This is a genomic window from Acinetobacter bohemicus ANC 3994, from assembly GCF_000367925.1.
In the GTDB taxonomy this organism is placed as follows: Bacteria; Pseudomonadota; Gammaproteobacteria; order Pseudomonadales; family Moraxellaceae; genus Acinetobacter; species Acinetobacter bohemicus.
The window spans coordinates 1,118,114-1,144,652 of the sequence record NZ_KB849164.1 but is presented as its reverse complement, the minus strand read 5'-3'; the positions used below and the strand labels follow the sequence as shown (position 1 = coordinate 1,144,652).

Genomic DNA, 26,539 nt, shown 5'->3' with positions numbered 1-26,539 from the left:
GAGACCACCGGCATAGCGACCAAAGGGTGTACGAATCGCATCTACGATATAAGCATTTTTCATTTTAATCAGCTCAAAATTTATTTAGAGAAAGCTCCTCCCTTTTTAAAGGGAGGTTGGGAGGGATTCTAAAAAGTTGATTTATTCCAAAAATCCCCCTAAATCCCCCTTTATAAAGGGGGACTTTCTTTTTTATTTAAACAGTCGCATCAACCAGTTTCGCACCTGTCATTGACTGCAACTCTTCAAAAGACAAACCGTCCACTTTCTCAATCACTTTCATACCCTCAGCCGTGACATCAATCACACAGAGGTCGGTATAAATACGATCGACACATTTTAAACCGGTGGCTGGATAAGCCAGTTCAGCGACAATCTTCGGTTCACCTTTTTTAGTAACATGGTCAGTGGTGATAAAGACTTTTTTCGCACCAACGGCCAAATCCATCGCACCACCGACCGCAGGAATCGCATCTGGTGCACCCGTATGCCAGTTGGCCAAGTCACCATTTGCAGCCACTTGGAAGGCACCCAGCACGGCAATATCTAAATGACCACCACGCATCATCGCGAAGGAATCACCATGATGGAAATAAGCACCGCCTTGTAGCAAGGTGACAAATTCTTTACCGGCATTGATCAGTTCAGGATCTTCTTCACCTTTTGCAGGCGGTGGACCAAAGGCCAATAGCCCATTTTCAGAATGTAAAAAGACATCTTTGTCTGAAGGTAAATAGTTGGAAATTTTGGTCGGTAAGCCAATGCCGAGATTGACATAAGCACCATCAGGAATGTCTTGTGCCACACGTTCTGCAATTTGATCGCGGGATAGTTTTGTATAGCTCATTTTTTAATCCTCACGTAATTAAGCAGATTGCTCAAGTTGTTTAGTACCAATAGCAACCACATGCTGGACAAAAATACCCGGGGTGATGATGTGTTCTGGATCTAAAGCACCGAGTTCAACCACTTCTGACACTTGTGCAATGGTGACCTCTGCTGCCATAGCCATGATTGGGCCAAAGTTACGTGCTGATTTGTTGTACACCAAGTTACCCCAGCGGTCACCTTGATGCGCTTTAATCAGGGCAAAGTCGGCTTTAATGGGGTTTTCTAAAACGAAGTCTTTGCCTTCATAGTGCATGGTCGGTTTGCCTTCAGCCAGCAAGGTGCCAAAACTGGTTGGAGTATAGATTGGACCCAGTCCCATACCTGCTGCTTGAATACGACAAGCTAGATTTCCTTGCGGCACCAGTTCTAATTCAATTTTGCCAGCACGGTATAACTCATCAAAGACCCAAGAGTCGGATTGACGTGGGAAAGAACAAATGATTTTACGCACAGCACCGGTTTTTAACAGTTTGGCCAAGCCATAATCACCATTGCCTGCGTTGTTATTGACGATGACTAAGTCTTGAGTACCCAGTTCAATTAAACCATCAATCAGTTCCGCAGGCTGACCTGCTGTACCAAAACCACCAATCATGATGGTGGAGCCATCTTTAATTTGGGATAAGGCTTCGGTTAACGAAGCAGAGCTTTTATCAATCATAATGTTTCCTAGACAAGTGTTTGCCCATTAACTTTTTGAACTTTGAGTTGAGGGCAGAGCAGTGGTATTCGGTTCGCGTTTAGTCAAAAATAAATGTGCAATAACACCGATACAAATGCCCCAAAAGACTGAACTCAGCCCTAAAAAATGCATACCAGATGCGGTAGCAAGGAATGTAATTAGGGCTGCATCACGATGAGATTCATTTTTCATCGCAACGGAAATATTGGTTGCAATTGCACCAAGCAGAGCAAGTCCGGCTAAGGCTGCAACGAGTTCTTTAGGCAGTAAGCTGAACAACATGACAATGCTGCCTGCAAATAAACCACCTAAAATATAAAAAATACCATTGGCAATGCCGGCGATATAACGCTTTTCTTTTAGTTCGTGTGCATCTTTACCCATGCATAACGCAGCAGTAATGGATGCAAGAACAATAGTGATGCCACCGACACAAGCGACTGCAAGTGATGCAATACTGGTTGCCGTGATAATCGGTTTAGCAGGGGTGTCGTAACCACTCAATTTCATGATGGCCATACCCGGTAAAAACTGTCCAGAAAGGCTGACTAAAATAAGTGGGATGGTAAGATTCAGGGTTGAATTCCAAGTCCATTCGGGTGCAATAAATTGCGGAATAGCAAGGGTGAAATTGACATTAACAGGATTCATTTTGCCCAAAAACAGACTCAATACTACGCCTGAAATAAGCACCCAAACCATTGCATAGCGTGGCACTAAGCGTTTTGCAATCAAAAAGACCATTAACATACCAAAGACAATCATTGGCATAGTATCTGTGGCCGTAAAAAGCCCTAAACCAAACTGAAGAAGAATTCCTGCCATCATGCCGGCTGCGACATCTTGGGGAATCCATTTCAATAGTTTGTCAAAATAGCCTGTAATTCCGATCAAAAAAATAACCACAGCAGAAGTGATATAAGCAGCTACGGCTTCATTTAAAGAAATATGCGGAAATAGCGTGACCAGTAAGGCTGTTCCGGGGGCAGACCAAGCTGTAATCACAGGCACTTTGTATTTAATCGATAGAAAAATACCAGCCGCCGCAGCGCCAATTGAAATTCCCCAAATCCATGAAATCATCATGGCATTTGAGACTTCTGCTTTTTGGGCCGCTTGGAAAAAGATAATTAAAGGACCCGCGTAGGAAATCAGTACTGCCAAAAATCCTGCGACAGTAGCTGAAATGGACCAATCATCTTTTAACGTTTTGAACAGGGTTGCCATTGGGCTATTGCCTCCATGCTTAGAATTCAATGCACCTGTTAATCTTTGATGAAATCAGATTTAACCCTGATCACCACCACCCACAGGAACCACAGTTCCTGTCATATATGAAGATTCATCTGAAGCAAGGAATACAATGGCATTGACCTGTTCCTGAATGCTGCCATAACGACCTAAGAACGTACGATCAATGGTTTGATCAACCACTTCTTGCATCCATTGTTGTTCATTTTCAGAAAGTGGGTTGGCATTACGCGGTACTTTGCGGGGTGGTGCTTCAGTTCCACCCGTTGCAACGGCATTGACACGAATGCCATCTTTGGCATGTTCAAAGGCAAGGGAGGCTGTTAAACCATTTACCCCACCTTTGGATGCTGAGTACGGCACACGGTTAATGCCACGAGTTGCAATTGAAGATACATTTACAATCGTACCTTTCTGATTTTTAATCATTTCAGGTAAAACTGCGCGGCAACACCACATCGTTGGGAACAATGAACGATTTACTTCCTTAATAATTTCTTGTTCAGAAAATTCTTGAAAAGGTTTCATCCAGATTGCACCACCAACATTGTTGATCAGGGCATCGACACGGCCATAAGTTGCAATGGCTTTTTCAACCACGGATTGTGCACCTGCATAGGTTTCTAAGTCCGCATTGATGATGACAGCATCGCCACCCAGCTCTTCAATTTCCGCTAACACTTCTTGCACGTAAGGAGAAAGGTCGGCCATGACGACTTGAGCACCTTCCGATGCCACTTGCAGGGCAACACCGCGACCAATGCCTTGAGCTGCACCGGTCACAATCACGACTTTGTTTTGAAATCTTTGACGATCAGACATTTGAATTCTTCCCTTTATTAGTTTGCAGAGAATTTTTCAAATAAGAAGCTTGCCGGTTTTACACCTTCAGCATCGAGCCAACCGCGTACTGCTTCCACCATAGGTACTGGACCACATAAATAAATGTCGACATCACCGTTATTTAACCAATCATTTTCAATATGACCTGTTACATAACCTTTACGCTCATGCGCAGATTCTGGGTTTGCAACCACAGTACGATATTCAAACCAAGAGAATTTGTCTTGCAGTTCATTTAATTTTTCAATCGCCACCAAGTCAAAGTCATTGGTGACACCAAAAACTAAGCGTACAGGGTGCTCTGAACCTTTTTCTTCTAAAACTTGTAGCATCGACATGAAGGGTGCAATGCCTGTACCACCTGCCAACATAAGTACAGGACGTGTCACCGGGCGTAAATAGAAACTGCCAAATGGACCCGCGAAAGTCATTTTGTCACCCGCTTGGGCAGTCGCACTTAAAAATTCACTCATTTTGCCATTCGGCACGTTACGTACTACAAAACTGGTTAAACGATTACCCGGTTTAGAGCTGAAAGAATAAGAACGCGTTTCGGTCGTATTAGGCAGTCCTACATTTACATATTGACCAGCTAGGAAGTGAATGTCAGGTTGACCTTCATCAAGCTGGATATCAAAAGTGATGGTTGAATCTGATAATTTTTCAACACGTTCAAGCGTACCGTGGAACTGGTGAATTTCTGTTTTGCATACTTCAGAAGAGGCTTGAATTTGAAATACAGCATCAGAAGTCGGGCGGCACTGACATGCTAAAACATAGCCTTCAGCAGCTTCTTCAGGTGTTAATGCATCTTCAATATAAGTTTCTTCAGGCATGTCAAACGAACCTGATTCACAAAAAGCACGACACGTTCCACAAGCCCCATCTCGACAGTCCAAAGGAATATTGATTTTTTGACGGTAGGCAGCATCAGATAAAGTTTCGCCTTGAACGACGCTGATAAAACGTGTAACGCCATCTTCAAATTGAAGTGCAACATTAAGGTTTGACATGGCTAGAATCCTATAAATATTTAAAACTGATGTTCTTCTTCAGCCAACTTTCCATTTGACTGAAGAATTTCTGTTTGTTCTTTACAAGTGGTAGATATCAATCACTTGATTGATATAATCATTTTTAAGTACCACATATTTATTGACGATTTTTGGTTCTGCACCAGAAAAATCGATGACATAACGTGACATGCCGAAATAGCTGTAATTGGTCTTATAACGGAAACTGAGTGTGTTCCAGTTAAAACGTACTGTAACTAAGTCACCGTTTTGTTCCACAACTTCAATATTGCAAATGTTATGGCTGGTACGGGTATCCGGCATGGTTGCAGAAGAACGTTCAGTCTTAATACGGAATACGCGGTCTTCCAAACCTTGACGGTCAGGGTAATAAATCAAAGAAATTTCAGACTGAGGATCTGTAGTCAGTTTGTCATCATCATCCCATGCTGGCATCCAAAATTCTGCACTAGGGGCATAACACTGTAACCAGTCATCCCATTGCTCATCATCCAGAAAGCGTGCTTCTTTGTAGAGGAATTGAGCAATATTTTCTAAAGTCATCGCGCTCATGCGTTTTCTCCTTCAGTTGCAGCAAGTTCTTTTTCAGAGGCAATCGCTTCTTTCATCAAATGTAACCAATGTTCATGTTGAGCAAGGTATAAACCTTCATCTTCAGTTTTAATTCCTGAAAGTTTTGGTTTTAAACCAATTTCATTGGCTGCATCATCTGGGCCTTGAATCCAATGTTTTGCACCACGGCTCATATCGTTCCATTCAAGTGCAATACCGGCATAACCCGCTTGGCAAGCACGGAATTCTTCTAAGTCATCTGGAGTTGCCATACCTGAAGCATTAAAGAAGTCTTCATACTGACGAATACGACGTGTACGTGCTTCTTTGTCTTCACCAATAGGGGCGATACAGTAAATGGTGACTTCAGTCTTGCTCGGAGACAGTGGACGAAGGACACGAATTTGTGAACCAAACTGATCCATGAAATATACATTCGGGTAGATACATAGGTTACGAGAACGCTCGATCATCCATTTTGACATCGCAGCGCCGAATTTCTCGGTATATTCCTCTGCTTTAGGGAAGTTTGGACGGTCTTCTGGATTTGCCCATTGAGTCCAAAGTAGCATGTGACCATTATCAAAACCGTATGAACCACCGCCTTGTTTACCCCAAGAACCCGCACTCATCGCACGAATATTATCGGTTGCTTGAGCTTCTTTACGGTGTTGAGTGGTGGCTGCATAGTTCCAGTGTACGGCAGAAACATGGTAACCATCGGCACCATTTTCAGCAGTTAACTTCCAGTTACCTTCATAGGTATAAGTAGACGCACCGCGTAAAACCTCAAGACCTTGATCAGACTGACCCACAATCATATCGATAATTTTGGTTGCTTCGCCAAGGTATTCTTGTAGCGGAGGAACATCAGGGTTTAAGCTGCCAAATAAAAACCCTTTATAGTTTTCAAAACGAGCAACTTTTTTCAAGTCATGTGAACCGTCTTGATTAAAGCAGTCTGAATAGCCTGCATCAGAAGGATCTTTTACTTTTAATAATTTACCTGAGTTGTTAAATGTCCAACCGTGGAAGGGGCAGGTGTAGGTTGCTTTATTGCCTTTTTTATGACGACAAAGTTGCGCCCCACGGTGTGAACATGCATTGATCATTGCATTCAATTCACCTGCACGGTTACGTGCGATGATGATCGGCTGGCGGCCCATATAGGTCGTATAATAATCATTGTTATTCGGAATTTGGCTTTCATGTGCCAAGTACACCCAGTTGCCTTCAAAGATGTATTTCATCTCTAAATCGAATAGGGCCTGATCTGTAAAAACTGAACGATGAAGCTTAAATTCACCTGTTTCATAGTTTTCAACGAGTAATTCATCAATGCGATCGAGATGGCTGGTATTAATTACAGGGATACGAGGCATGTCCGTTCTCCAACTTTCCAAATTTAGGCAAGTTCCCGAAATGTCATGAAATTGACATCTCGGTTCCTTATCATCAGGTCATTAAGCGCTTGCGCGACGACGTTCAACTTCAGTAGAAGGTGCAGTTGCAGCATCTTTTACAAGTTCAATATTGAACTGAATGTGTTTAAATGCTTTGTCTAAACCGCGACGTGCAATTTCAGCTTCATCCGTTACATCTTCCGCGGTTGCAACTAAACCTTCACGTGTAGCAAATGCAAAGTCATCCCAAAGATATTTATCGCCTTCAATATTGAATTGAGTGGTTAACTTGCGGTAACCCGGTGCAGAAACAAAGTAATGCACGTGAGAAGGACGGTTACCATGACGACCAAGTTTGTCTAAAACAAATTGAGTCGTACCTTGTGGCGGGCAACCATAGCCAACTGGCATGGTGGTTTGTGCAATATATTGACCCGCTGCATCACTTAAAATAGTACGACGTAAGTTGAAGTCAGATTGAGATTTATCAAAGAACGAATAGTTACCTAGGCTGTTGGCATGCCAAACTTCAACTTTAGCGCCTTCAATAATGTTGCCTTCAGTATCCGTTACCGTACCTTCGATAAATAAAGTCGGAATTTTATCGGTTTCTGAACCATCATCCATACGTGCAAAGCCTACAGACTCAGGTGCACCGGCAACATATAATGGACCTTCAATGGTACGTGGTGTACCGCCTGTAATCCCTGCTTTTGCATCTGCTTCGTCTGCACGAAGGTCAAGATAATGCTCAAGACCTAAGCCGGCAGCCAAAAGACCAAGTTCATTGGCTTGACCCGCATCGGTAAAGTATTCCAGACCTTTCCATAATTCTGTTTGTGAAATATCCAGATCTTCGATCGCTTGGAAAAAATCACCCAATAAACGGACAATAATTTGTTGTACACGTGCATCGACAGGACCTGTCGCTGTATCGACGTTCATTTCTTTAACAAGCGCATCAATTTGTTGGCGGTTCATACTAATTCTCCTTAAGTATGTAATCTATTTGAGGTGGCTAGCTTTCTCATCCTTTGGAGTGCGAGAAAACATTAGCTGCCACATCCTTGTTGGGTTACCGGTTGGTATTGCTTTTATTTAAAAGTGAAGCTGTTTGATACAGCACACTTTCGTTGTAAAAAAAATTAGCTGTCATCTTCACGGATTGAAGAAGGGTGGCGATTCAATGCCATCACTTCAATTTCCATGTACGGATACAATGGAAGTCCCTGTAAAATGCTGTGCAGTTCTTCATTGCTTTCAACATCAAAAATACTGGTATTTGAATATTGACCAGTAATGCGCCAAATGTGACGCCATTTGCCTTGACGTTGTAATTCTTGTGAATATGCTTTTTCAATCGCCTTGATTTCATTGGCTTGATCACTTGGCATATCCAGTGGAATGTTTACATTCATACGTACTTGGAAAAGCATCTTTATCTCCTTCAATTACTGACGACGTAAATTGTCAATTTTGTCTAAATCGAGTTCGATACCCAAACCAGATACAGTCGGCAGTACCAACTCATAGTTTTGATATTGAAGTGGTGTTTTTAAAATTTCTTCAGTCAGTAGTAATGGACCAAATAATTCTGTGCCATAAGCTAAATGATCAAAAGTTGAAAAAACATGCGCTGAAGCAATGGTTCCTACAGGACCTTCAAGCATTGTGCCGCCATAAAGATCGATGCCTGCAAGCTTGGCAATTTTTCCAACTTCGCAACCTTCAATCAGACCGCCAGATTGAGCGACTTTCACCGCAAATACAGATGCACCATTGTTTCGTGCGATTTGGTAAGCACTGTGTGGACCGTTTAAGGATTCATCGGCCATAATGGCAATATCAAAACGACGCGTTAAACGCTGCATTGCATCTAGGTTTTCAATCGCGCAGGGTTGTTCAATCAGATCAACACCACCATCTTGTAAGGCTTGAATACCTTTAATGGCTTCCAGTTCTGACCATGCACGATTGACATCAACACGAATGGAAATATCTGAACCTAGCGCTTGTTTGATTGCTAAAACATGGGCTACGTCATCTTCAACGGGACGTGATCCAATTTTAAGTTTGAATACGTTATGACGTTTCAACTCAATCATTTTCTTGGCTTCAGCAATGTCTTTTTCAGTATTACCTGAAGCGAGGACCCATAGAACGGGAACACTGTCACGTAAACGTCCACCCAAAATTTCGCTTAACGGTAGATCTAAACGCTGCGCTTGAATATCAAGTAGGGCAGTTTGAATCGCACATTTAGCAAAGCGATTGCCATTAATGTTACGTTTAATGGTTTGAATGGTCTGAGCGAAATTTAAGCCTGAAAGTGATTTCAATAAAGGCGCAAAATATGTCTCGATATTCGTTTTTACACTTTCTGGGCTTTCATCACCGTATCCCAATCCACCAATTGTGGTCGCTTCGCCCCAACCGGTAAAACCATCGGCTGTGGTTACTTTTACCAGTACTAATGTTTGGGTTTGCATGGTCGCAACCGCCATTTTGTGCGGGCGGATGGTTGGAATTTCGACAAGCAATGTTTCTATAGATTTATACATCTTTAGCCTTCTCAATCTTGCTTTGTGTATCTCTTGTGGTATACCTTAAAAGAATAAACATTTACTGTCGAAGATCAAATTTGCATTTTATTATGCTTATAAGGTATGGAATATTATGGAACTGAGACATCTACGTTATTTTGTAGCGGTTGTAGAAGAGCAGAGTTTTACTAAAGCAGCCGAAAAACTGTTTATTGCTCAACCTCCTTTAAGCCGACAGATACAAAATCTTGAAGCAGAGCTGGGAATTCAGCTATTTGAACGTGGTAGCCGCCCATTATTAACGACTGAAGCGGGTCAATTTTTTTATCAGCACGCTGTTAAACTTTTGTCTAATGCCGAAGAAATTAAAGCGATGACTCAACGGGTAGGCATGGTCGAAAAAACCGTGACGATGGGTTTTGTTGGTTCTTTATTGTACGGCTTATTGCCGAAAATCGTTTATTTATTTCGTCAACAGCAGCAACATTTAAAAATTGAGCTGATTGAAATGAGTACCAAAGAGCAAATACAAGCACTTAAAGAAGGTCGGATTGATGTCGGTTTTGGTCGATTGCGAATTTCGGACCCAGCAATCAGACGGATACTTTTACGAGAAGAGCCTTTAATGGTCGCAGTGCATGCGAGTCATCCACTCGCTGTACAAAAGAAAGGGGTATATCTGACAGATATCGTCGATGAAAAATTATTTTTATACCCGAGTCATCCTAAACCTAATTTTTCTACGCAAGTTAGATCACTTTTTTCTGAATATAGTTTAGATCCCAAAAATTTAAAAGAAGTCCGTGAAATCCAGCTGGCACTTGGCTTGGTTGCAGCTGGTGAGGGGATTTGTATTGTTCCTGAAAGTGCTAAAACCATTCAGTTATCACATTTGCACTATATTCCCTTACTTGATGATGCTGCCGTCAGTCCAATCTTTCTGGCAATACGCAGTATGGATGAGAGTGAAGATATTCGTTCATTATTTGACTGTATTTATCAGGTTTATGACTTAGAAGCGATTAAATATGATCGTGCTGTTGTTTAAAAACAGAAGGAAATGCTCGCTCAGTTTTAGGCCGATAGTCAGCAAGTTGAAACCATAATTTTTAAAAAAGACCTGTTCATCAAGTCGCATGATTTGATGAACAGGTCTTTTTTTTAGAGCAAATAAAGCTCGATTTTATTTGTTTGATATTTTTAAAGTATTGTTTTTCTAATTAGAAAATTAAACACGAACTTTTAAGGTATGAATATATATGTAATCGGTTTTGGACAAAAAAAATGCTTTGCCCCATTCTTTGCTCAATCGAAAGATTCATATGCAGGAGCGCAAAGTGAATACCAATAAACTGAACATCAATACTTTAGTGGATGAAGCCAAATTTACTCCTTTTCATTGGGGCGTACTTATTTGGTGTTTAATGATTATTATTTTTGACGGTTATGATTTAGTCATTTATGGCGTAGTTTTACCGATTCTCATGCAAGAGTGGGCGTTAACGACAGTACAAGCCGGATTGCTTGCCAGTACAGCATTGTTTGGCATGATGTTTGGTGCCATGAGTTTTGGTACACTTTCAGACAAACTGGGTCGTAAAAAGACCATCATGATTTGTATTGCAATTTTCAGTGGCTTTACTTTTTTAGGCGCGTTTGCAACCACACCAACTGAATTTGGAACTTTAAGATTTCTAGCAGGTTTAGGCATTGGTGGGGTCATGCCAAACGTCGTGGCCTTAATGACTGAATATGCACCTAAACGCATTCGCAGTACTTTGGTTGCCATTATGTTTAGTGGTTATGCCATTGGTGGGATGGCTTCAGCATTATTGGGTGCTTGGTTAGTACCGACTTATGGCTGGAAAATCATGTTCTACATTGCCAGCATTCCATTATTTACCTTACCAATCATTTGGAAATTCTTACCAGAATCATTGATGTTCTTAACCAAAAAGGGTGAAACAGAACAGACACGTGCAATTGTGCAAAAAATTGCACCAGAACAAAAACTGACTGCGGAAACAACATTTGTTTTAAATGAAGCAACTGTGGGTGATGATGCACCGCTACGTGCTTTATTTCAGCAAGGTCGTACGTTTAGTACCTTAATGTTCTGGGCTGCATTCTTTATGTGCTTGCTTATGGTGTACGCATTGGGAAGCTGGTTACCAAAACTCATGATTCAAGCAGGCTATTCGTTAGGTGCAAGCTTAATGTTCCTATTCGCACTGAATATTGGCGGGATGATTGGCGCGATTGGTGGTGGAGTTCTAGCAGATAAATTCCATTTAAAACCAGTGCTTACGACTATGTTTACGGTTGGTGCGATTGCGCTTATTTTACTGGGTTTCAATAGTCCGCAAGCTGTGCTTTATACCCTTATTGCCGTTGCTGGTGCCGCAACAATTGGCTCGCAAATCTTACTTTATACTTTTGTTGCACAGTTTTATCCAACAGCCGTTCGTTCTACAGGTATGGGCTGGGCTTCAGGTATTGGTCGTATCGGTGCAATTGTTGGACCGGTTCTGACAGGTGCTTTATTAACCTTTGAACTTCCGCATCAAATGAACTTTTTGGTCATCGCCATTCCTGGTGTATTGGCAGCGATTGCTATCTTCTTGGTAAATTTAAAAGCTTCTGTCGATGGTCAAACCCGTGTACAGCATAGTATTCAAACGCCAACAGTAGAAAGCAAAGTGACGCAGTAATTTTCAATATAGACAATAGTCTAGGTGATATAGATCGCCATCGTAGCACTGGTGATCTATTGCTAGAATCTTGTTGAACAATCATAAATATTGTCGAATATAATCATAAGTGAGTTTAGGATGAACACCACGCAATTAAACCAACCAACAGTAAAACGTAACCTTATGATGAGCATGATTGCTTTAAGTATGGGCGGTATGAGCTTATCAACTCAAGCGCAAACCCAACTACCAAGCAAGCAGAGTCAAGAAGTTGAACAGCTAAGACAAGAAGTCCAAGCTTTACGTGAGCTTATTGAACAACAAAAAGTACAGACAGCGCAGACTGCAACGGCTATTGCAGCGATTCAACGTCCAGCACCTGTGGCTATAGCAGCACCTGTAGCAAAAACTGCCAAAGGTGCCGAGCTTAATTTTTACGGAAATGTTCGTTTAGATGCCTCTTATCAATCTGAAGGTGGCGGTAATGTTAATATGCCATACAATCAAATTAATTCGGTGCCACTGAAAGGAAATGCTGAAAACAGTGATCGCTTAAAATCGACATTGGCTGCTACCCGTTTAGGTGTTGATTTTAAAAGCCAAGTGGCTGATCAAGACGTAAAGGGTAAAATTGAGGTGGATTTTCTGGGGGGAGCAAGCCTTGATAATTTACGTATCCGTCATGCTTACTTAACCTATGCCGACTGGCTCATTGGTCAAACTTGGTCCAACTTTGCAGTGCCTGATTATATGCCTGAAACCATAGATGCATTGGCCTATGTGGGTGGAGCTGTGAAACGTACTGCACAGGTACGTCATACCACTAAATTTACCCCACAAACCAATCTGGTTATGGCGCTTGAAGACCCGAAAGATGCTTCAATTATGCAACGTCTACCTGCTTTAACTGCGCGTTTAAATCATCAGTTTGCCAACAACTTTAATGTCAGTGCACGTGCCATGGGGCATGAAAAACGTGTCAATAATGATGAAGAAATGGCATGGGGTGTCGGTTTAGGGGCTAAATATGAAATGGTTCCGGGAACAACGTTAAAAGCAGACTACTACCATGTGAAAGGCGACAGCAGTTTTGTTTCCTTTGCCAACAGTGGTGTAGCGGTTACTAATCTTAATAATGGGGCAATTACAGTAAATAGCCGTATTGCTGCTCAAAATGAATTTGATTCGATTACTGTCGGTCTTACTCAGCAGTTTAATGAAAAACTGCGTGGTACTGTCGGTTATGGTTATATGACTTTTGATGAAGACCCAGCCTATATCAATGCATTAGCGGATAAAACGAAAGCCAATAAAGACTTATGGCAAGCTTGGGCAAATGTTTTTTATAGCCCAACCAAACCTTTAAGTTTTGGTCTTGAATATGTCTATGGTGAACGTGAAGCTTTTGCTGCTGCACCAAATGGTAGTAAGACAGGTGAAGATAATCGTGTAAATGCAGTTGCCATTTATAACTTTTAATATTTTTTAATTGCTAAACAAAAAGCCTCTATTTTCAAATAGAGGCTTTTTATATGAATTATCTTTTAGATTTTATCTATGCATAAAAATTAGATAACTTGCATAAATCAAAAAATATTCAATATTCTATTTTTTAAAATCAGCACTGCCTCATTTGAATGTTTCAATTTTTATACCTTTGCGTAGGCATTAGCTTTACTTTTGAAAGGTCAAAATGAGGATCTCAAAATATATTTTGAGTCCGCAAGAAAAACCTTTTGTTTCCCATACACGACATCCTGAGCCAGTTTTAAGCACTGCTTTAAAATGCAGCGCAAGGATGGGAAACGTGTGGCATGGATGCCACACCCATCAATCTAACACCTGCCAAAATTTATTTTTAATTTTGGCTTTACGAACTACTTGTATTGATTAAAAAAAATAACTTATGAAAGAAGCCTATTATTCTGTGACTTCTACCGTTAAGCCATAAGTAAAGTTTTCAGTTGCCGGTTTTTTTGTCGCATCAGGATTTGCTTCTGGGTAAGCCGTGGTAATTAAATAAATACCTGCTTGATCGAATTTAATTTCCACTTCACCTTTAGCATTGGTTTTGACATGCGGCTGTTCGCGTTTGGCATTTGGCTCATAACTACCTGCACCTTTAAATACATCGACTTCAAGGTTTGGAACAGGTTTCCCATTCATCAACACCTGAGCTTTAAGTGATTCACCTGCATATAATTCGTTTGGATGAGTTAATAATGTGAACTCAAAGCCTTTTTTACTTGCTGTTGGAATAGCAGTAGGTTTGCCCTTAGTGACATAACTTTCAGCAATAAAATGATTGGTCACTTCAAGCGTTTGTGCATTTGCAGGAACTTGATCGGCTGCAATCACGCGTGGTGGTTGAGCATTGACCGGTGCTTTGGCTGTTTCAGCAGGTTTATCAGCAGGCGCTTGCATTGGCATTGCAGCACGGGCTGGGCGAACACGTAACCAACGACCATCAACCAATGCATATTTACCATTATTACCCACGGCATCTTGTGTGCGGATACGGTAAGTCCCTTCTTTAGGTAAATCAAATTCTGCGATGTTAAAGCGTTTTAATGCTGCTGCTGCATTTATTGGTTTTTGTTGACCATCAGGTTCAGTAATGACATAAGTGGTTTTAAAGTTATTTCCCGCAACAAAGAATTTTTCTATCGTGATGCCGCTCTGGAAACTAATGCTTTGTGCTGCTTTGGTGTCAAACACTTCAGGAAGCAGAAACGGGCTCATGGTATGTGCATGACTAAGTACAGGTAATGACGTGAGTAAAGCAATTTTGAACCAATGCTTCATTGTTTGGACTCCAGATCAACTTTATTTAATAGAATGAACGTAATCTACTTGATAACTACTATCATTATCAATAAAATTCATTAAAAATATTCCGGAGAATCAGCATGTCAGCTGCTGTTAGAAATTTTTATCCTATTCGTAAGGCATTTCGTCTTTCACCATTGGTTATGGCGTTGGCACTGATTTCTCCTTTTCACGCAAATGCCGCTGAGCAAAGTGAAAAAATAGAACAATCAGAACAGATTGCGACACAAACGCATCGTTTTCATCGTGATCATATATTGGGTACGTCTTTAGATGTGGTGGTTCAAGGGGCTTCTAAACAAGAAGCTAAACGTGCTGTGGATGCCATTGAAAAAGAAATTAGCCAGTTAGATCAGGTGTTATCAACTTGGCGTGATGACAGTGAAATTACGGCTTTAAATAACAATAAACAGGCGAATGTTTCGGCGGAACTTTTTGAAGTGATTGCAGCTTGTGAAACGTGGCGTGATAAAACTTGTGGCGCTTTTGATGCACGATTGGGGCAACTCATTACTTTATGGGAACAATCACAAGGTGTAGTCAAACTTGATGAAGCGACCCGTACGCAGGTTTTAAATCAGTTGCAAGCTGACAGTGTAAAATTAGATGCAGAACAGCGCAGCATCGCAATCGATTCAGCAGTGAAATTTGCACCTGATGCCTATGCGAAAGGTTACATTATTGACCGTGCATTGGTTGCGGCACGTCAGGCCGTACCAAGCATTGAAGGTTTGTTGGTTGATATTGGCGGTGACATCCGTGTTTGGGGTAATGCACCTCAAAAAGAGGGCTGGAAAATTGGTGTGCAAGATGCCTTTGTACATAATGACAATAGCGCGCCACAACAAGTCTTGAACTTAAATGATCAAGCGATTGCATTTAGTGGACAGGGCTATCGTACATTGGCGGGACAAAGCCATTTGCTTGACCCGAAAACAGGCATGCCTTTACAACAAGTTGAACAGTGTGTCGTGGTTGGAACGTGTGCCGCAGATGCCGATGCTTTAGCCACAGCTTTAGCTGCCATGACCCCATCAGAAGGCTTAGCGTTGATTGAGGCACTTATTGGTTATGAAGCGAAAGTAACTTTAATCGATGGGCAAGTTCATCAAAGTTCGGGCTGGAACAGCTTAATTCAAATGCCGCAAAATGCAGAAATGCACACTGTTGCAGCAAGTCAATCTTCGGCTAAATGGCCAGCAAGCTATCAAGCCGTGATTGACCTGACCATTCCTAAAATGAATGTTGAAAAATACCGTGCACCTTATGTTTCAGTATGGGTGACTGATGCCAATAAGCAAATTGTCCGTACATTGGCAGTTTGGGGTAAAGATGAAAAATGGATTAACTCCAACTATGTATGGTGGCGCCGTTATGGTCGTCAAATGCCAAACTTAGATGCTGTGGCTAAACCATCACGTCAGCCCGGTCAGTATAAGTTGGCTTGGGATGGTAAAGATGAAACAGGTAAAGCGGTAGCAGCAGGAAAATATCTGATTCATATTGAAACATCACGTGAGCATGGCGAACATTCTTATCAAACCTTTGATTTGGATGTCAAAGCCAAAGGTTCAAACCAAACATTGCCTGCACAAAAAGAAATTGGTGCAGTCAAACTCAATTTTCAGAAAGTGAACTAAGGCTAAATACGTGTATCAACGTCGTGATTTTTACCGCCATTCACGTTATGTGCATGGCTGGCTTTCTGCTTTCGCATTTCTGACTTTACTGTTTTTTTCTGTGACCGGATTATTGTTAAATCATCCGGAGTGGTTTGAACCGGCTAAAACAGAACAAACCACTCAATTGATTTTGCCTGAGTCCGTTTTAAAGTCGATTAAGCAGCAAGAAAACCCAAGCGATACTATTTTGAATTATGTACGCCAACAGCAAAATGTGGTGGGACGTTATCAAAGCAGTGAAGTTATGGACAATGAAGTGATGATTCGCTTGGAAAGTCCTGCTGGTGCGACAGATATTTGGGTCATGGCAGATACGGGTGAAACGGAAATTACCCAAAAACCAGCTTCAACAGTTTCTATGTTGAATGATTTACACCGAGGTAAAAATTCAGGTTTGGCTTGGAGTTGGCTCATTGATATCAGCGCCATTATTGTTATTGCACTGTCCTTAGTCGGCTACATTCTATTTTTAAGCATTAAAACCCGCTTGGTTACTCATCTTGTGCTTACCGCTGCAAGTTTAGCGTTGATTATTTTGCTGATTTGGTCTGCGGTATAGGTACTATCATTTAATGACATATTCTGTGGCTGTCGTTTTAATTGCATTAGTGGTTTTACTAGTGCTTTATGTCGTGATCATTGCTTACCTAATTTTAAGTAATCGTTTAAGTCATGGTAAGCAAAAACGGCTAGCGACTTTCAAGCCAAATGATTATTTGATTGTTTTTGCAACTCAGTCTGGTCAAGCAGAGAATATTGCTCAGCAGACGGCACAACAGTTACAAGCTGTGGGGCAAAAGGTCAGCCTTGTCGATATGCAATATTTGACAGTAGAACAATTGTGCCAAGCCAAGCAAGTTCTGTGGTGTGTCAGTACTTATGGTGAGGGTGATGCGCCTGATACTGCACAGTCCGCAATCAAGCAGATCTTTTGCCATGCAAATTTAGATTTGTCACATCAGTCTTATGCAATTTTAGCTTTAGGGGATAAGCGCTACACACATTTTTGTCATTTTGGGCAAGTTTTAGATCAATATTTACAGCAGCACCATGCTCAAGTTTTATTTGAAATGGTCTGTGTCGATCATTTAAAACAGACAGATTTAGATTGCTGGCTCAAACACTTAGAACAGTTAAGCGCGCAGAAATTATCTCGAATAGAACAACAGCATGATTGGACTACATTGATTTTAAAAAATCGAACTTGTCTCAATAGCGGCAGTCAAGGCAATCCAATTTACCAAATTCAGCTATCCTATGACGATGCTATAAACTGGTCATCTGGGGATATTTTTGAAATTCAATGTGGAAATTCACTTAAAGAGATACAGTGCTTTTTAGCAGTACAGCAACAAACAGTGAGTGAAAATTTAGTTGCGATATTGCAGTTTAAAGATTTAAGACAATTACCCAAGCAACGCCCTAATGAATCCTTTCAAGACTGGATTTTGGGCTTTGCTGATTTAGCGATACGTGAATATTCTATTGCCAGCATTCCTGAACAAAAAATAGTGGAATTGGTGGTGCGACAGGAAAAAACAGCAACAGGTCTTGGGTTAGGTTCCGGCTGGTTAACCGAACATGCTGTAATTGGGCAAATGATTGCTGCAAAAATTCGCTCTAATCCATCATTTCATTTAAAGGCAGCGCCACAACCGCTCATTTTGGTTGGTAATGGAACCGGTATTGCTGGTTTAGTTGCTCATTTGTCACAACGACAACAGCATGGTAATCAGCAGAACTGGCTTATTTTTGGTGAACGTCAACAGCAATTTGATCATCTTTATAAACAGCAGATTGGACTGTGGCAAGAACAAGGTTTCTTACCCGAGGTGGACTATGCTTTTTCCCGTGATCAAGCTGAAAAAGTCTATGTGCAGCATATTTTACAACAAAAAGCGGAACAGCTTGTAAATTGGATAGAAGCGGGTGCTGCAATTTATGTCTGCGGTAGCTTAAAAGGAATGGCACAAGAGGTGGAGAAAACTTTGATCAATATTTTAGGTGCAGAACAACTAGAACAGCTGAGGAAAAACAAACGTTATCAACGAGATATTTATTAAAAAATGCACATTAAGCAGCATTCAGCACAGTAAAAATGAATATACTTGATTTGTTAAATATCAATTAAGCACTTTGCGTATTGGTTTATCTATGCTAATTAAGCAATATTAATTTAAATAATGACGATAGGTTTTAAGAAATGAGTCAAGTAGACCAAAATGTCTATCAGAATTCAGTAGCTCCAATTCATAATCGACTTTTTTTTCGTTTATTTCAGGCCAGCAATACTTTAGATCGCCAATGTCAGAAAGAATTAGGTATTTCATCTATACATTGGGCCGTTTTGGGGGCTTTATCACGTCCATCAGTCAAGACTGGCATGTCTTTTTCTGACTTAACCAATTATTTAGGGGTAAGTCGACAAAGTTTGGATGGCGTATTAAAGCGTCTTGAACGCGATGGGGAAGTTCAACGTGTTAGCGATACACAGGACCGTCGGGTTAAAAATGTAGCGCTCACTGAAAATGGTCAAGAAGCATGGATACAATTACAACTTAAAGTTGCTGATTTTTATCAACAAACTTTCGAAGGCTTTTTATTTGATGACATGGTGACCCTTGCTCATTTAATGAATAAGCTGAATGACAGTATTGCGAAAGTGAATCTGACGAATTCAGAGGTAAAATAAAATCTTATTGACTACAGCCCAAAAAATATTGATTGTTTTTTCATACGAGCTAAATCTAAAAAGATTTAGCTTTTTATTTGGGTAGATTTATGACAGTTCACAAATAAAACGGCTCATCGAGCAAATCATTATTCGATTGAACAATAATAACGATAACTACATATTCAATCTATCAAAATATAGTCACGTGAAATTTCATTTATTATTGGCATGTTACTTTTCTTTTTTTAATTCATCTAAGCCAATTCATTAAAAATGTCTTAAATACGATCTGTCTAAATCATCATTATTTATCAGTTGAAATCCGAAATAGGTCAGTTAGATGATATTTTAATTTCAAATCGTGTTTTTATATTATTGATATATATAAACTAAAAAATAAATTAAAAATATATATGTAATGCTGTTGACATATATTGGCTTTATAATTAGTTTGTTTAATTATTCGATGTTTTAGATGGGGTACAGACCAGACCAAGAAATTAAATGGAAATGGATTCCCTGATTAAAACGGCTTGAAGAATTTTAAATTGAAAAATCTCTGATGAGAATAAATACAGTTTTTTAAAAAATGGATAAAAATTAGGAAAACTCAAAAATTGATTTTTTCTAAAAATATTTAGAACAATTAATGTAATGATCATAAATATCAAGGAGATGATTATGCAGTACATAGATGTACATAAAGTTGCCGATGAAGCGAAATTTAATAAGTTTCATGCAAAAGTGCTAGCTTGGTGTTTTATCATTATTATTATCGACGGATATGATATTGCAGTTGCTGGAGCTGCCTTGCCCTCTATTATGACTGAAATGGGCGTGACTGCCTCGACGGCTGGTTTTATGGCCAGTTCTGCACTTTTCGGTATGATGTTTGGCGCCATATTTCTAGGTGCATTGTCGGATAAAATTGGTCGCCGCCTGACCATCGCAATTTGTGTATTTTTATTCAGTGTTTTTACCGCAGCTGCCGGTTTAGCCAATGACCCAGTGACCTTTAGTATTTTGCGTTTTATCGCTGGATTAGGCATTGGAGGGGTGATGCCGAATATTGTTGCCCAAATGACAGAATATTCTCCTAAAAAAATCCGCAGTTTAATGACCACATTTATGTTCTCTGGTTATGCAATTGGCGGTATTTTAGCAGCGGTGATTGGTAAACAATTCATTGTTGAATTTGGCTGGCAAGTGGTGTTTTTTGCTGCGGGTGTTCCTGTTTTATTACTGCCATTTATTATGAAATCAATGCCTGAATCTTTGGCCTATTTATTAAAACGTCAAAATCAGCAAGATTTACAAAAAGTAGTTAAGGACATCAACCCAAGTATTCAAATGAAAGATTCGGTTGAATTCACCCAAACCATAAAAGCAGATAATGAACACACTCCAATGGTTCAACTTTTTAAAGAAGGTCGTTCATTTAGTACCTTAATGTTCTGGGGAGCGTATTTTACTGGCCTATTCATGGTTTATGCCTTAAGCACATGGTTAACCAAATTGATGGCAATGTCAGGTTATACCTTAGGTTCTGCTTTAAGTTTTGTCATTGCGTTAAATGTCGGTGCGGTTGCAGGCTGTATTATCGGTGGCGGGTTGGCAGACCGTTTCCATATTAAATGGGTTCTGGTGTGTATGTATGGGTTGGGCAGTGTGTTCTTGTATATGATGACCTTACCAATGCCAATTGAAGTGTTGTATTTTAACATCGGTATGGTTGGTGCGTGTACAACTGGTGCTCAAATTGTGGCTTATGCATATTGCGGTCAATTCTATCCAAGTGGGATTCGTGCTACAGGTATTGGCATGGCAGCGGGTATTGGTCGTATGGGTGCAATTCTTTCACCAGTACTGATTGGTTTTATTGTTGCGTTAAACTTACCGATTGAACAAAACTTCATGGTGATTGCAGCGGCAGGTTTAATTGGCGCAGTGGCATTATCATTTATTAATCATAATCGTTCTGATGCGGTATTAAGCAGTCTTAAAACTACAGCAAAAGAAGATATAAATTACATCAAACAACCGCTTAAAGAATAATTTGGTTAAATAGCTTTATCGCCTGAAACTTATTTTTAATGATTGATGAGTATCATTTATAAAATAAGTTTCAGGCTTTTTATTGAATAAATTTTTTTCAACTTAATCTTATAAATTCCAGCAATCACATTGGATTTTAAGCCGCATCTTTTTACCGTTATTTTGATAGTACTGTGGAAATATTTTGAAGGTTTTAAGTACACAAAATACAGCTTTGCATTGTAGGTTGTTTTGTAGGGGATATGCTGATCAGTGATGTCATCAAAATAAACTGACGATTCAAATTAGCCTAAGTAAAATTAAATGGTATTCATCATCATTTTATTCATCTAGCGATATAAAAGCAGAGCTTTAATCATAAGTTGCTAAAATAAATAACGATTTTTTTCCCATACATGAATCCTGAGCCAGTTTTAAGCATTGTTTTAAAATGCAGTGTAAGGATAAGAAACGTGTGGCATAGATGCCACACTTATAAATCCAATACTTTCTAGAATTTATTCACGAATTTCAGTTTTACGAATGGTTTGTATTGATCAAAAAATGACTTATGAAAGAAGTCTAATAAATGTTTTTAATCGTATATTTAAACCACTAAAAATAGCCTAAGCAAAACAAAAAATTTAAAAAATGGCAATTGATTAAATTCCTATTAAAATTAAATATAAACCAACCCCAAATTATTATAAAAGAAATTTATATTTTTAAATTATCAAATTTAGCTCAACAAAACAGCAACCGAAAAATACCTGATCAAAATCAATGTATAACAACAATGGTCATACCATTTTTAAAAAATCTTAAACTTACTACAATTAACATCCTAAGAAGATGTAAGTCCCCAAAGATGATCTTTATGATCAACCAGTGATTTTCAAGGCAAATCTTAGCAAGATGTTTTTAAGCAATATATTTTAAGAATTATGCATACTCAAAATCCGTTTTTTATTCTAAACAGCTTTTACTTACGACCAAATTTGCGCCAAAAAAATTCCCTATCAAGTTGCTCACAACTGGATAGGGAAGTATGGAATGAATCGTGTAAATTAATTACTGAATCAGGTTTACCCCTGTGACTTTCTGAATATCTTCAAAACTCACACCTTGAGCCAGTTCAACCAATTGAATGCCATGTTCAGTGATATCCATAACGGCTAAATCGGTAATAATACGATGAACCACACCTTTACCTGTTAAAGGCAGACTGCATTGCCCAACAATTTTCGGCGTTCCGTCTTTTGCGCAATGCTCCATCAGAACGACCACTTTCTGCACACCAGCAACCAGATCCATCGCGCCGCCCATACCTTTGACTTTTTTACCGGGAATCATCCAATTGGCAAGGTCGCCCGTTTCAGATACTTCCATTGCACCCAAAATCGCAATATTGACATGCCCACCACGGATCATCGCAAAGGATTCTGCACTGGAAAAAAATGCTGCGCCTTTACGTGCCGTAACGGTTTGTTTACCAGCATTGATTAAATCGGCATCTACAGTATCAGCAGTTGGAAATTCACCGATGCCAAGCAGACCATTTTCAGATTGCAGCCAAACATTAATATGTTCAGGAATATAGTTGGCAACAAGTGTCGGTAAACCAATGCCTAAATTGACATAAAAACCATCTTCAAGCTCCAGTGCAGCGCGCTGTGCCATTTCATTACGTGTCCAAGCCATTGTTTACACCTCCGGTTTCAATGTCATTTGTTCAATGCGTTTTTCAGGATGTGCATTAAGTACAATACGGTTGATGTAAATGCCCGGCAAATGGATTTCATCTGGATCTAAATCACCAATTTCAACAATTTCTTCCACTTCAGCAATGCTGATTTTTCCAGCCACAGCACAAACGGGATTAAAATTTTGTGCTGTTTTACGGAAAATTAAATTCCCCGCTTTGTCCGCTTTATAAGCTTTCACCAGTGCAATATCTGCGGTTAAAGACTTTTCTAAAATAAAGTCCTGACCATCAAACTCACGAATTTCTTTGCCTTCTGCAATCAAAGTTCCGACACCCGTAGGGGTGAAAAATGCAGGAATTCCCGCACCACCAGCACGAAGTTTTTCAGCCAAAGTACCCTGTGGGGTCAGTTCAACTTCCAGTTCGCCATTTAAATATTGGCGTTCGAATTCTTTATTTTCACCCACGTAGGATGAAATCATTTTTTTAATTTGTTTGGTTTCCAGCAAAATACCTAGACCAAAACCATCAACCCCAGCATTGTTGGAAATACAGGTCAGTTGTTTGGCTCCAGTTTTTTGTAGCGCAACAATTAATGCTTCAGGAATACCACATAAGCCAAAACCGCCAACTGCCAAGGTTTGACCATCTTTTACAATATCTTGTAATGCAGCATCTGCACTTGCATAGACTTTATTCGGCATCCGATACCTCTACTTTATTGACAATGTCATTCATTTGTAATGACATCTATGTTTTAAATATACTTAGAATAATTTTGGCATGACTTGGTTTGAAATCATGCCGGTTTGACTAAGCACAACGGGTTTGCCAATAGGCATTGGCATAGTTGGATGGATTGGTGCGATTTAATACTTGACTGATATTTTGGCTGGCATGCATTAGCGCATCTAAATCTAACCCCGTTGTAAAACCCATTTTAGACAGTAGATAATACAAGTCTTCGGTTGCCACATTACCCGATGCACCTTTGGCATAAGGACAGCCACCTAAACCAGCAATGGATGAATCAAAGACTCTTATGCCTTGCGTTAAGGATTGATAAATATTGGCAATCGCCATGCCGTAGGTATTGTGGAAATGACCCGCTAAAACGCTGCTGTCTATTTCAGCCAAACATATGTCCCAAACCTTTTTGACTCGATCTGGTGTGGCTGTGCCAATGGTTTCACCTAAGGAAACTTCATAGCAGCCCATATCCAATAAACGTTTGCTAACGTTGGCAACGCGCTGAGGATCAATTGCGCCTTCATAAGGGCAATCGACCATGCAAGAGACATAGCCACGGACTTTAATATTGCTGGCTTTAGCGGCTGCCATTACATCTGAAAATTTTTCCAAGCTTTCGTCAATTGAACAATTGATATTTTTTTGGGTGAAACTTTCAGAAGCTGCGGTAAAGACCGCAACCTCCTGACAGCCCACAGCACGTGCAGATTCAAAGCCTTTTAAATTCGGAGTCAGTAGGCTGAATTGAATATTCGGGTCTTTGGGTAATTGGGCAAAAAGCACATCGCTTTGGGCCATTTGTGGTACCCATTTTGCCGAAACACAGGAACCGACTTCAATCGACTTTAAGCCAGTTTTCATCAAATCTAAAATAAGGGCTTTACGTTGTTCCAACGTGAGTGGAGTCTTTTCATTTTGCAAACCATCACGTGGACCAACTTCCACTATTTTGACAAATTCACTCATGCAACTTGCTCCAAAGACTGAAACTCCACCAGTTCATCACCCGCTTTAACCTGATCACCAACCTGAAAATACCAAGAGCTGATCATGCCGTCATGCGGAGCACGAATTGCATATTCCATTTTCATGGCTTCAAGTGTCATCAGCACATCATCTTTTTTGACCTGTTCATTTAAAGCCACCAAAACTTGGGTAATCACACCCGGCATAGGGGCTTTTAAATTCGCGTCGGTACTTTGTGTCTCATCGGCGGAGAATTTTTGGCTCGGATAAGCAAACTTATAGCTTTGACTGTCCTTAAACAGCGTTAGGCCCTGACTATTTCGGCTAAAGGCAAATTTATCCTGCTTGCCATCTATTTTAATTTGAATGCTATTTCTACTGAGAATTTCTCCAGCAATACGATATTTATGGCCCAGATATTCGGCAATAAATGCATCATTTTCAGCCGTGAAGCGAACCTGAACAGGCTGCTCATCCTGCATTAATTTTAAGCAATAGTTACTGTTAATATTGATACGCCAAAGTGACTCAGTCTGCCAAACTGGGTTACTGGCGGTTTTATTTTGGCTAAAACGGGATAGCAGTTCAGTCAATGCAGCGGTAATTACAAATGGGGGTGCAATGCTGTGTGCCGTTGGAAATAAAAAGGCATCTTCACGTTGAATTAAATTAGTATCTAATTGCGCCTGTTTAAAGGAATCGCAGCGGATAATACGGTCAAGAAAAGCAATATTATTGCCCAAACCTTCGACATGAAACTGACCTAAAGCATGGTGCATCTGTACCAGTGCTGCTTCACGGTTTTCACCCCAGACAATGAGTTTGGCGATCATCGGGTCATAATAGGTGCTGATTTCATCGCCTTCAACAATGCCGCTGTCGACGCGTACAAACTGATTTTGCTCTGGATAATGCAAATAGCTGATTTGACCGATAGCAGGCAGGAAGCCTTTTTCAGGTTCTTCTGCATACACGCGGGCTTCAATGGCATGACCATGAATGCTTAATTCATGCTGCTGCTTAGGCAATGGCTCGCCAAAAGCGACGCGAAGTTGCCATTCGACTAAATCCACACCGGTAATCATTTCAGTGACTGGATGTTCGACTTGTAAGCGGGTATTCATTTCCATGAAATACGCTGTACCGTCTTGCTCAACAATAAATTCCACCGTGCCTGCACCGACATAATCAACCGCACGAGCGGCATCAATTGCGGCTTGGCGCATGGCATCGAGTTTGTCTTGAGAGACCAATGGCGCTGGCGCTTCTTCAAGCACTTTTTGATGACGGCGCTGTACGGAACAATCACGTTCAAATAAATGCACGTAGTTGCCATGTGAGTCACCAAAAACTTGAACTTCAATATGACGCGGATTAATCACATAGCGTTCAATCAATACTTCATCATTGCCGAAACTTGATTTGGCTTCACTTTTACAAGAGTTAAGCGAACTGAGAAAGTCTTCGCTGCGTTCCACTAAACGCATGCCTTTACCGCCACCGCCAGCACTGGCTTTAATCAGTACAGGATAACCAATGGCATCGGCCTGCTGTTTTAAAAAATTGATGTCCTGATTGGTGCCGTGATAACCCGGGGTGAGGGGCACGCCAGCTTTTTCCATCAGGGTTTTAGAGGTGGCTTTTAGGCCCATAGCGAGAATGGCTGCGACAGGCGGGCCAATGAAAGTAATGTTATTTTGCTGACAAGCCAATGCAAACTGGTCGTTTTCTGATAAAAAGCCATAACCAGGATGAATCGCCTGTGCACCTGTATCCAGTGCTGCCTGAATAATACGTTCGCCCTGTAAATAACTTTGTGCAGCAGGGGATTCACCAATATAAATCGCTTCATCTGCTAATTTAACGTGCTGCGCGTTGGCGTCTGCATCTGAATATACGGCAACCGTTGCAATACCTAATTTTTTTGCGCTGCGGATGACACGGCAGGCAATTTCACCACGGTTCGCAATGAGAATCTTTTGAAACATCGTCATTTCCTTATTGTTG

Annotated in this window: 23 protein-coding genes; 8 read left to right on the top strand and 15 right to left on the bottom strand. The window is 40.4% G+C overall.

Annotation, left to right across the window (positions count from 1 at the left end; all coding sequences use genetic code 11):
- Positions 1 to 196 precede the first annotated feature (196 nt).
- The 10 genes from F994_RS05275 to F994_RS05230 all read right to left on the bottom strand — a co-directional run bounded on the left by F994_RS05275 (position 197) and on the right by F994_RS05230 (position 9,217).
- Positions 197 to 847, bottom strand: a complete 651-nt coding sequence (locus F994_RS05275; protein ID WP_004649017.1) for a 3-oxoacid CoA-transferase subunit B — start codon at positions 845 to 847, stop codon at positions 197 to 199.
- A gap of 18 nt (positions 848 to 865) precedes the next feature.
- Positions 866 to 1,552 (bottom strand): 3-oxoacid CoA-transferase subunit A, encoded by a 687-nt coding sequence (locus F994_RS05270; RefSeq protein WP_004649114.1) that lies wholly within the window; start codon positions 1,550 to 1,552, stop codon positions 866 to 868.
- A gap of 27 nt (positions 1,553 to 1,579) precedes the next feature.
- On the bottom strand, positions 1,580 to 2,800 hold the full coding sequence (gene benE, locus F994_RS05265; protein ID WP_004649113.1) for a benzoate/H(+) symporter BenE: 1,221 nt from the start codon (positions 2,798 to 2,800) through the stop codon (positions 1,580 to 1,582).
- Between the two features lie 60 nt (positions 2,801 to 2,860).
- Complete coding sequence (gene benD, locus F994_RS05260; protein ID WP_004649111.1) at positions 2,861 to 3,646, bottom strand: benzoate diol dehydrogenase BenD; 786 nt, start codon at positions 3,644 to 3,646, stop codon at positions 2,861 to 2,863.
- A 17-nt stretch (positions 3,647 to 3,663) separates the two neighbouring features.
- Positions 3,664 to 4,680, bottom strand: coding sequence for a benzoate 1,2-dioxygenase electron transfer component BenC (benC, locus tag F994_RS05255; RefSeq protein ID WP_004649110.1), 1,017 nt, complete (start codon positions 4,678 to 4,680; stop codon positions 3,664 to 3,666).
- Between the two features lie 81 nt (positions 4,681 to 4,761).
- On the bottom strand, positions 4,762 to 5,253 hold the full coding sequence (gene benB, locus F994_RS05250; protein ID WP_004649109.1) for a benzoate 1,2-dioxygenase small subunit: 492 nt from the start codon (positions 5,251 to 5,253) through the stop codon (positions 4,762 to 4,764).
- Positions 5,250 to 6,635 (bottom strand): benzoate 1,2-dioxygenase large subunit, encoded by a 1,386-nt coding sequence (gene benA / locus F994_RS05245; RefSeq protein WP_004649108.1) that lies wholly within the window; start codon positions 6,633 to 6,635, stop codon positions 5,250 to 5,252. The genes benB and benA overlap by 4 nt, the downstream gene beginning before the upstream one ends.
- Before the next feature lie 81 nt (positions 6,636 to 6,716).
- A complete protein-coding gene (gene catA, locus F994_RS05240) occupies positions 6,717 to 7,637 on the bottom strand; it encodes a catechol 1,2-dioxygenase (protein WP_004649107.1) in 921 nt (306 codons plus the stop codon).
- 164 nt (positions 7,638 to 7,801) lie between these two features.
- On the bottom strand, positions 7,802 to 8,092 hold the full coding sequence (gene catC / locus F994_RS05235) for a muconolactone Delta-isomerase (RefSeq protein ID WP_004649106.1): 291 nt from the start codon (positions 8,090 to 8,092) through the stop codon (positions 7,802 to 7,804).
- A gap of 15 nt (positions 8,093 to 8,107) precedes the next feature.
- On the bottom strand, positions 8,108 to 9,217 hold the full coding sequence (locus F994_RS05230) for a muconate/chloromuconate family cycloisomerase (protein WP_004649105.1): 1,110 nt from the start codon (positions 9,215 to 9,217) through the stop codon (positions 8,108 to 8,110).
- 115 nt (positions 9,218 to 9,332) lie between these two features.
- Between F994_RS05230 and F994_RS05225 the strand changes: the two genes are divergently transcribed.
- The 3 genes from F994_RS05225 (at position 9,333) to F994_RS05215 (ending at position 13,371) form a co-directional block, all read left to right on the top strand.
- A complete protein-coding gene (locus F994_RS05225) occupies positions 9,333 to 10,247 on the top strand; it encodes a LysR family transcriptional regulator (RefSeq protein ID WP_004649104.1) in 915 nt (304 codons plus the stop codon).
- Positions 10,248 to 10,536: 289 nt separating this feature from the next.
- A complete protein-coding gene (locus F994_RS05220) occupies positions 10,537 to 11,910 on the top strand; it encodes an MFS transporter (RefSeq protein ID WP_004649103.1) in 1,374 nt (457 codons plus the stop codon).
- A 120-nt stretch (positions 11,911 to 12,030) separates the two neighbouring features.
- Positions 12,031 to 13,371 carry a DcaP family trimeric outer membrane transporter gene (locus F994_RS05215; protein WP_004649101.1) on the top strand — a complete coding sequence of 447 codons (1,341 nt, stop codon included), beginning with the start codon at positions 12,031 to 12,033 and terminating at the stop codon, positions 13,369 to 13,371.
- Positions 13,372 to 13,812: 441 nt separating this feature from the next.
- On the opposite strand, the gene F994_RS05210 is transcribed toward F994_RS05215, so the two are convergent.
- Positions 13,813 to 14,697: a DUF4198 domain-containing protein gene (locus tag F994_RS05210; RefSeq protein WP_004649100.1), complete on the bottom strand. Its 885-nt coding sequence runs from the start codon at positions 14,695 to 14,697 to the stop codon at positions 13,813 to 13,815.
- Between the two features lie 104 nt (positions 14,698 to 14,801).
- Between F994_RS05210 and F994_RS05205 the strand changes: the two genes are divergently transcribed.
- The 5 genes from F994_RS05205 to F994_RS05185 all read left to right on the top strand — a co-directional run bounded on the left by F994_RS05205 (position 14,802) and on the right by F994_RS05185 (position 21,132).
- A complete protein-coding gene (locus F994_RS05205; protein ID WP_004649099.1) occupies positions 14,802 to 16,361 on the top strand; it encodes a DUF2271 domain-containing protein in 1,560 nt (519 codons plus the stop codon).
- A gap of 10 nt (positions 16,362 to 16,371) precedes the next feature.
- Positions 16,372 to 16,962 carry a PepSY-associated TM helix domain-containing protein gene (locus F994_RS05200; protein ID WP_004649098.1) on the top strand — a complete coding sequence of 197 codons (591 nt, stop codon included), beginning with the start codon at positions 16,372 to 16,374 and terminating at the stop codon, positions 16,960 to 16,962.
- A gap of 13 nt (positions 16,963 to 16,975) precedes the next feature.
- On the top strand, positions 16,976 to 18,466 hold the full coding sequence (locus tag F994_RS05195) for a sulfite reductase subunit alpha (protein WP_004649097.1): 1,491 nt from the start codon (positions 16,976 to 16,978) through the stop codon (positions 18,464 to 18,466).
- Between the two features lie 140 nt (positions 18,467 to 18,606).
- Positions 18,607 to 19,095 (top strand): MarR family winged helix-turn-helix transcriptional regulator, encoded by a 489-nt coding sequence (locus tag F994_RS05190; RefSeq protein ID WP_004649096.1) that lies wholly within the window; start codon positions 18,607 to 18,609, stop codon positions 19,093 to 19,095.
- 663 nt (positions 19,096 to 19,758) lie between these two features.
- Complete coding sequence (locus F994_RS05185; protein WP_004649095.1) at positions 19,759 to 21,132, top strand: MFS transporter; 1,374 nt, start codon at positions 19,759 to 19,761, stop codon at positions 21,130 to 21,132.
- A gap of 1,050 nt (positions 21,133 to 22,182) precedes the next feature.
- Here F994_RS05185 and F994_RS05180 read toward each other — a convergent pair.
- The 4 genes from F994_RS05180 to F994_RS05165 all read right to left on the bottom strand — a co-directional run bounded on the left by F994_RS05180 (position 22,183) and on the right by F994_RS05165 (position 26,520).
- Complete coding sequence (locus F994_RS05180; RefSeq protein WP_004649094.1) at positions 22,183 to 22,812, bottom strand: CoA transferase subunit B; 630 nt, start codon at positions 22,810 to 22,812, stop codon at positions 22,183 to 22,185.
- 3 nt (positions 22,813 to 22,815) lie between these two features.
- Entirely contained in the window at positions 22,816 to 23,520 is a 705-nt protein-coding gene (locus F994_RS05175) for a CoA transferase subunit A (protein ID WP_004649093.1), read from the bottom strand.
- Positions 23,521 to 23,629: 109 nt separating this feature from the next.
- Complete coding sequence (locus tag F994_RS05170; RefSeq protein ID WP_004649092.1) at positions 23,630 to 24,532, bottom strand: hydroxymethylglutaryl-CoA lyase; 903 nt, start codon at positions 24,530 to 24,532, stop codon at positions 23,630 to 23,632.
- The gene (locus tag F994_RS05165) at positions 24,529 to 26,520 is read right to left on the bottom strand and encodes an acetyl/propionyl/methylcrotonyl-CoA carboxylase subunit alpha (RefSeq protein WP_004649091.1); all 1,992 of its coding nucleotides are present in this window, start codon (positions 26,518 to 26,520) and stop codon (positions 24,529 to 24,531) included. The genes F994_RS05170 and F994_RS05165 overlap by 4 nt, the downstream gene beginning before the upstream one ends.
- Positions 26,521 to 26,539: the final 19 nt, after the last annotated feature.

Bases quoted from the DNA above. Each gene is read 5' to 3' on its own strand.
- benE (WP_004649113.1), bottom strand. From the start codon at position 2,800: ATGGCAACCCTGTTCAAAACGTTAAAAGATGATTGGTCCATTTCAGCT.
- F994_RS05170 (WP_004649092.1), bottom strand. From the start codon at position 24,532: ATGAGTGAATTTGTCAAAATAGTGGAAGTTGGTCCACGTGATGGTTTG.
- F994_RS05215 (WP_004649101.1), top strand. From the start codon at position 12,031: ATGAACACCACGCAATTAAACCAACCAACAGTAAAACGTAACCTTATG.
- benD (WP_004649111.1), bottom strand. From the start codon at position 3,646: ATGTCTGATCGTCAAAGATTTCAAAACAAAGTCGTGATTGTGACCGGT.
- F994_RS05225 (WP_004649104.1), top strand. From the start codon at position 9,333: ATGGAACTGAGACATCTACGTTATTTTGTAGCGGTTGTAGAAGAGCAG.
- benB (WP_004649109.1), bottom strand. From the start codon at position 5,253: ATGAGCGCGATGACTTTAGAAAATATTGCTCAATTCCTCTACAAAGAA.
- F994_RS05190 (WP_004649096.1), top strand. From the start codon at position 18,607: ATGAGTCAAGTAGACCAAAATGTCTATCAGAATTCAGTAGCTCCAATT.
- benA (WP_004649108.1), bottom strand. From the start codon at position 6,635: ATGCCTCGTATCCCTGTAATTAATACCAGCCATCTCGATCGCATTGAT.
- F994_RS05195 (WP_004649097.1), top strand. From the start codon at position 16,976: ATGACATATTCTGTGGCTGTCGTTTTAATTGCATTAGTGGTTTTACTA.
- F994_RS05165 (WP_004649091.1), bottom strand. From the start codon at position 26,520: ATGTTTCAAAAGATTCTCATTGCGAACCGTGGTGAAATTGCCTGCCGT.
- F994_RS05230 (WP_004649105.1), bottom strand. From the start codon at position 9,217: ATGTATAAATCTATAGAAACATTGCTTGTCGAAATTCCAACCATCCGC.
- benC (WP_004649110.1), bottom strand. From the start codon at position 4,680: ATGTCAAACCTTAATGTTGCACTTCAATTTGAAGATGGCGTTACACGT.
- F994_RS05175 (WP_004649093.1), bottom strand. From the start codon at position 23,520: ATGCCGAATAAAGTCTATGCAAGTGCAGATGCTGCATTACAAGATATT.
- F994_RS05275 (WP_004649017.1), bottom strand. From the start codon at position 847: ATGAGCTATACAAAACTATCCCGCGATCAAATTGCAGAACGTGTGGCA.
- catC (WP_004649106.1), bottom strand. From the start codon at position 8,092: ATGCTTTTCCAAGTACGTATGAATGTAAACATTCCACTGGATATGCCA.
- F994_RS05270 (WP_004649114.1), bottom strand. From the start codon at position 1,552: ATGATTGATAAAAGCTCTGCTTCGTTAACCGAAGCCTTATCCCAAATT.
- F994_RS05180 (WP_004649094.1), bottom strand. From the start codon at position 22,812: ATGGCTTGGACACGTAATGAAATGGCACAGCGCGCTGCACTGGAGCTT.
- F994_RS05205 (WP_004649099.1), top strand. From the start codon at position 14,802: ATGTCAGCTGCTGTTAGAAATTTTTATCCTATTCGTAAGGCATTTCGT.
- catA (WP_004649107.1), bottom strand. From the start codon at position 7,637: ATGAACCGCCAACAAATTGATGCGCTTGTTAAAGAAATGAACGTCGAT.
- F994_RS05210 (WP_004649100.1), bottom strand. From the start codon at position 14,697: ATGAAGCATTGGTTCAAAATTGCTTTACTCACGTCATTACCTGTACTT.
- F994_RS05185 (WP_004649095.1), top strand. From the start codon at position 19,759: ATGCAGTACATAGATGTACATAAAGTTGCCGATGAAGCGAAATTTAAT.